The 5343-nt window shown below is 73.0% G+C and carries 8 protein-coding genes; all 8 read left to right on the forward strand.

The features are described from left to right. On the forward strand, positions 1 to 226 hold a 226-nt coding region (locus QSG27_RS27445; protein ID WP_306711827.1), incomplete at its 5' end, for a hypothetical protein. Next, a complete protein-coding gene (locus QSG27_RS27450) occupies positions 223 to 1422 on the forward strand; it encodes a hybrid sensor histidine kinase/response regulator (RefSeq protein ID WP_306711829.1) in 1200 nt (399 codons plus the stop codon). The genes QSG27_RS27445 and QSG27_RS27450, both read left to right, overlap by 4 nt. Before the next feature lie 168 nt (positions 1423 to 1590). Continuing rightward, the gene (locus tag QSG27_RS27455; RefSeq protein ID WP_306711831.1) at positions 1591 to 1935 is read left to right on the forward strand and encodes a DUF3649 domain-containing protein; all 345 of its coding nucleotides are present in this window, start codon (positions 1591 to 1593) and stop codon (positions 1933 to 1935) included. Further along, positions 1932 to 3554, forward strand: a complete 1623-nt coding sequence (locus tag QSG27_RS27460; RefSeq protein ID WP_306711833.1) for a PepSY-associated TM helix domain-containing protein — start codon at positions 1932 to 1934, stop codon at positions 3552 to 3554. The genes QSG27_RS27455 and QSG27_RS27460 overlap by 4 nt, the downstream gene beginning before the upstream one ends. Next, positions 3551 to 3877, forward strand: coding sequence for a DUF3325 domain-containing protein (locus QSG27_RS27465; protein ID WP_306711834.1), 327 nt, complete (start codon positions 3551 to 3553; stop codon positions 3875 to 3877). The genes QSG27_RS27460 and QSG27_RS27465 overlap by 4 nt, the downstream gene beginning before the upstream one ends. Before the next feature lie 164 nt (positions 3878 to 4041). Beyond that, positions 4042 to 4527, forward strand: a complete 486-nt coding sequence (locus tag QSG27_RS27470; RefSeq protein WP_306711836.1) for a hypothetical protein — start codon at positions 4042 to 4044, stop codon at positions 4525 to 4527. A 30-nt stretch (positions 4528 to 4557) separates the two neighbouring features. Then, a complete protein-coding gene (locus QSG27_RS27475; protein ID WP_306711838.1) occupies positions 4558 to 4899 on the forward strand; it encodes a cation transporter in 342 nt (113 codons plus the stop codon). Continuing rightward, positions 4896 to 5306 (forward strand): hypothetical protein, encoded by a 411-nt coding sequence (locus QSG27_RS27480; RefSeq protein WP_306711840.1) that lies wholly within the window; start codon positions 4896 to 4898, stop codon positions 5304 to 5306. The genes QSG27_RS27475 and QSG27_RS27480 overlap by 4 nt, the downstream gene beginning before the upstream one ends. Positions 5307 to 5343: the final 37 nt, after the last annotated feature.

Consider the following 5343-nt stretch of genomic DNA (forward strand, 5'->3'; position numbering starts at 1 on the left):
GGAGGAGGCGCTGCGGTCGCTGGATGAGGCGTTGCGCAGCGGCAGCCTGTCGGCGGCGGCGCGCTTCGCCGCGCTGCGCGGCCTGCTGGCGGGGCGGGGCCACGACGACGCGGTGGACAGCGTCGGGCGGGCCGTGGAGGATTTGGACTTCACCGCCGCCCGCGCGGCGCTGGAGCGGCTCGCCGCCGCATGGAACAGGGAACGGGACCGGGAGACGACGCCGTGAACGCTGGCCACATTCTGATCGTCGATGACGACACGGCCAACATCCGCGCGCTCGCCAGCGTGCTGGAGGACCGGCACGAGGTGCGCTTCGCCACTTCGGGGCGCCGCGCGCTGGAGCTGGCCGCCGCCGACCCGCCGGAGCTGGTGCTTCTCGACGTGATGATGCCGGGGCTGGACGGCTACGCGGTGTGCCGGCTGCTGAAGGCCGGCCCGGCGACCGCCGACGTTCCGGTGATCTTCATCACCTCCCTGTCCAGCCCGGAGGAGGAGGCGTTCGGGCTGGAGACCGGGGCCGTCGATTACGTGACCAAGCCCTTCAGCCCGGCCATCGTCCGCGCCCGCGTCGCCACCCACCTGTCGCTGTGCCGGGCCAACCGCCGCCTGAGGGATGAGAACGACCGTCTGGAATCGCTGGTGCGCGAGCGCACGCGCAAGCTGGCCCAGGCCCAGCGCGAAAAGATGGCGGCGCTGCGCCAGATGGTGGCCGGCGTGGCGCACGAGATCAACACGCCGATCGGCGTGGCGCTGGGCAGCGCCTCCCATCTCGGCGACCGGGTGGCCGCGATGACGGTGCGGCTGGCCGACAACCAGCTCCGCCGCGCCGAGCTGGAGCGCTTCCTGGCGAGCGCGGGGGAACTGGCCGCCCTGCTGTCCGGCACCATCGCCCGCGCCGGGGAGATCGTGCAGTGCTTCAAGGGGGTGGCGGCGGATCACGGCGGGTTGCGCCAGACCATCGCGCTGAAGCCCTTCCTGGAACAGGTGGCGGAAAGCCTGCGCCCGCAGTGGGAGCCGGCGGGGCACCGCATGGCGGTGGATTGCCCCGCCGACCTGCGCATGGTCAGCAACCCGGCGATCCTGTCGGCGATCCTGGAGCAGCTCGTCCGCAACGCGCTGGAGCACGCCTTTCCGGCGGGGCGGCACGGCGTGATGACGGTGGGGGCCGCCGCGGCGGGGCCGGAGGCCGTCCTGCTGACGGTCGCCGACGACGGCGCCGGCATCGCGGAGGGGGCCGCCGGGCGCATCCTGGAGCCCTTCTTCACCACCCGCCGCGGCACCGGCTCGGTCGGGCTCGGCCTCAACATCGTGGACAATCTGGTGTCGGACCGGCTGGGCGGGGCCTTCACCGTCGCCTCGCGCGCCGGGGGCGGCACCCTGGCGACCCTGCATCTGCCGGCCCGCACCCCGCCGGATCTTTGAGCGCTGCGCCGCGACTGACCGGCGCACGCAGATTGGGAGAATGAGAGTCATTCTCATTTTTATGGACGCCTCGCCGTGTTTGCAGGAGTATGTCCGCCGAGCGTGACGCGGGAGCCCGACCGGGGGCCCCGCCGCGGACCGTCCTGAACGCGCAGGTGATTCCATCTCATGACGACTCTCCCTTCCCGGATGAAAGCGGGGCTGGCCGGGGCGGACGGGCGGCGGCGCCTGGACGTGGCGTCCCGCTGCCTTGCCGGAATCGGCGGCGGCTACGCGCTGGCGGCGGTGGCGGCGATGTTCCTCGCCCTCGCCCTGCCGCTCGCCCTGGCGATGCCGCGGGCGGAGGCGGTCTACACCGCCACCATGCTGTCCTTCGCCATCCACGCCGGGGCCATCGTCTGGGCCTTCTCCGTCCGGGCGCGGCGGGTGTGGCCCGGCCTGCTGGTGCCGGCGCTGCTGCTGGGGGGCGGAACCTGGCTGCTGCACGGCCTGCAGCAGGGGGCGCCGTCATGAAGGACGGATTCCGCCAGTCCATGGCCTGGCTGCACACCTGGTCGGGGCTGCTGCTCGGCTGGCTGCTGTTCGCCGTCTTCCTGACCGGCACCGTCGCCTATTTCCGGCAGGAGGTGACCGCCTGGATGCAGCCGGAGCTTCACGGCTCGGTTGCCGATGCCGGAACCGCCGAGCGGGCGGTGGAGCGCATGGGCCGGATCGCCCCGGACGCGGCGCAGTGGACCATTGCGCTGCCCGGCGAGCGGACCCCGGCGGTGTCGGTCTCCTGGCGCCCGGCGGACGCCAAGCCGAACGACCGCGCCGCCCTGAAGCGCGCCACGCTCGACGCCGGGACGGGCGAGGTGCTGGAGCCGCGCGAGACGGCGGGCGGCAACTTCCTTTACCGCTTCCATTTCGAGCTGTACGGGATGCCGCGCGAAACCGCGCGCTGGATCATCGGGATCGCCACCATGGCGATGCTGGTCGCCATCGTCAGCGGGATCATCACCCACCGCCGCATCTTCAAGGACTTCTTCACCTTCCGTCCGGAGAAGTCGCCCCTGCGCTCCTGGATGGACGGGCACGTCGCGGCGGCGGTTCTGGCGCTGCCCTTCCACCTGATGATCACCTATTCCGGCCTGCTGCTGTTCATGACGATGCTGATGCCCTGGGCGGTCGATCTCGCCTATGACGGCAACCGGCAGACCTACTTCGCCGAGAGCGGTTTCCGCCGCGCCGCACCGGCGCCCCGGCCCGCGCCGCAGGCCGCCCCGCTGACCCCCGTGGCGCCGCTGCTGGCCGAGGCGGAGCGGCAGTGGGCCGACCGCGGCGGGGTGGGAACCATCACCGTCACCAACCCGGGCCGCGCCAACGCCACCATCGAGCTGAGGCCGGCGGCCGCCGACTCCATCGGGCGCGGCGGCGGCGGGACGGAGCGGCTGCTGTTCGACGGGGTGACGGGACGGACGCTGGAGGTTCCCCCCACGGACCCGCAGCCGGGAGCCATGGCGACCGGCAACTATCTGATGGGGCTGCATCTGGCGCGCTTCGCCGGGCCGGGCATGCGCTGGCTGTTCTTCGTCTCCGGAGTTGCCGGGACGGTCATGGTCGGCAGCGGCCTGATCCTGTGGGTGGTCAAGCGGCGGTCGCAACGCAGCCGGGCAGACAACCGGGCGGACGGCCCCGAGCCTTTCGGGCACCGGCTGGCCGACCGGCTGAACATCGGCGTGGTGGCCGGGCTGCCGCTGGCCGTCGCCGCCTTTTTCTGGGCCAACCGCCTGCTGCCGGCGGGGCTGGAGGAGCGCGCGGGCTGGGAGATCGGGGTGTTCTTCCTGGCTTGGGCCGCCGCCCTGCTGCATGCCCCCCTGCGCCCGTCGCGGCGCGGCTGGGCGGAGCAATTGTGGGCCGGGGCGGCGCTGTTCGCGCTGCTGCCCGTGCTGAACGCCGCCACCGCCGCCGGCCATCTGGGCAACAGCCTGCCGGCGGGGAACTGGCTGCTGGCAGGCTTCGACCTGACGGCGCTGGCGGCCGGTCTGCTCCTGGGTTTCGCCGCGCGCAAGGTGGGGCGGAACGCCTTTTCCCGCAAGGCGGCGTCCGCTCCCGTCCTGCCCGCCGGAGCCGTCGCGGAGGAGTTGACATGATCCTGTCCTCGCTGTGCATCGCCTATGCGGGCTTCCTGGCCCTGGCCCTGGCCATGGACCGCCATCACGAACAAATCCTCGCCCGCCGCCCCTCCGCGCGGGCCAGCCGGCTGCTGGGCTGGGTGGGGTGGGCGGTGCTCGCGCTGTCGCTGCCGCCCGCCATCGTGGCCTGGGGGTGGGCGATCGGGCTTCCGGCGTGGCTGGGGTTGCTGACCGTGGCCGCCGCGGCGCTGGCCTTGCTGCTGCCCTATGCGCCGCGGGCGGCGCTGCGGCTCGGCCCCGCGGCGGTGGTCTGCGCCCCGCTGCTCGCGTTCCTTGCGTGAGGCCGCGGTTTATCCGCAACGCGGCCCTGCGCCCGGCACCCATGCCCGGAAGCAGGGAATTGTTTCACCATTGTGAAATTATGGGTATCTTGCGGAACCATGGAACGCCTCTGGCCGTGCCGGCTCATCGCGGCGGCTAAAGGAGAAGGGCTAGGAGAAGGGCAATGACCGCAAGGACCTCTCCCATCGCATCGGCGGTGCCCGGGCGCATCCGCGTGCGGCATCCGCGGCTGCGCCGGACCGACCGTTTTCAGGAGGCGCTGAGCCGCCTGGAAACGCTGGACGCCTTCCGCGTGACCGAGAGCAACCCGGCGGTGGGCAGCGTTCTGCTGAGCTACGACCCCGACGCGGTGACGCCGGACGACGCCCGGGCCCAGGTGGCCGCGCTGCTGTCGCCGGTGCTGGACCCAGCGGAGACGCCGCCGCAGGAAACGCCGCCGCAGGACGCTCCCGCCGCGGGCGGCAAGCCCGCCGCTCCCGAACTGAAATGGCGGATCAACCGGGCGGCCAAGATCGGCATGATGGGCAGCATGGCGGCGACCCTGGCGGCGCTGGGGGTGGGCAAGCGCGCCCATGCCGGCTTCGGCACGCTGTTCGTCGCCTTCATGCTCGTCCACATGACCGTGCAGCGCAAACGCCTGTTCCAATGACCGATTCCAATGACCGACCACGACCCGAGCATGGCTGACGATTTCCTGAGCCGGTTGGCCGCCGCCCTGCGCATCGCGCATCACATTCCGGGCCGGGTCCGGCTGAAGCTCGACGGCGCCGCGGAGCGCAATCTGGCGGCGCTGGTGGACGACGCCAAGGCGCTGCACCGCGCGCTCAGCGGGGCGGAGGGCATCCGCTCCGTCGCGCTGAACCCGCTCGCCCGGTCCTGCACCATCGAATACGACCCCGCGGTGATCCCGCCCTCGGCGTGGCCGGATCTGCTCCGCGGGGAAGCCAGCGCGGCGGCGGCAACGCTGCTGCGCATCGCCACCGCCGGGTTTGCCGGCGGTGCGCCGGAAAGGAGATCATGATGCTGCCGCTTCTGACATTCGCATCCGGCGTGATCGCCGGGGCCATCGGCGTCCGTCTGGTGAAGAACGCCAAGGCCAAGGCCGACCTGAAGGCCATCGACGTGGCGGCCACCGTCCGCGAGGGCGCGGAAGGCGTCGGCGCCAAGGTGCAGGCCGGCGCCGGCAAGGCCCAGACCGCGGTGCGCGAAGCCGCGGTCAGCGGCCTGCTGGCCATCGAGCGGACCACCGCCGGCCTGCGCTCCCGCCTCGCCACCCCGGTGGCCGCCACGCCGGCGGATGGGGTGGCGGCTGAACCGGTGGCGGAAGCCCCCGCCGCGGAAGCCTCCCCCGCGGATGGGGCGCCCGCAGCGGCGGAGCCGGTGAAGGCCGCAGCGGCGCCGTCCGCCGGCACGCCGGGCGCCGCGTGAAGCGCGGCAAGCGCCGGGCCGCGGCGCAAACCCCCGG

The organism is Azospirillum isscasi, assembly GCF_030849505.1.
Lineage (GTDB): Bacteria > Pseudomonadota > Alphaproteobacteria > Azospirillales > Azospirillaceae > Azospirillum > Azospirillum isscasi.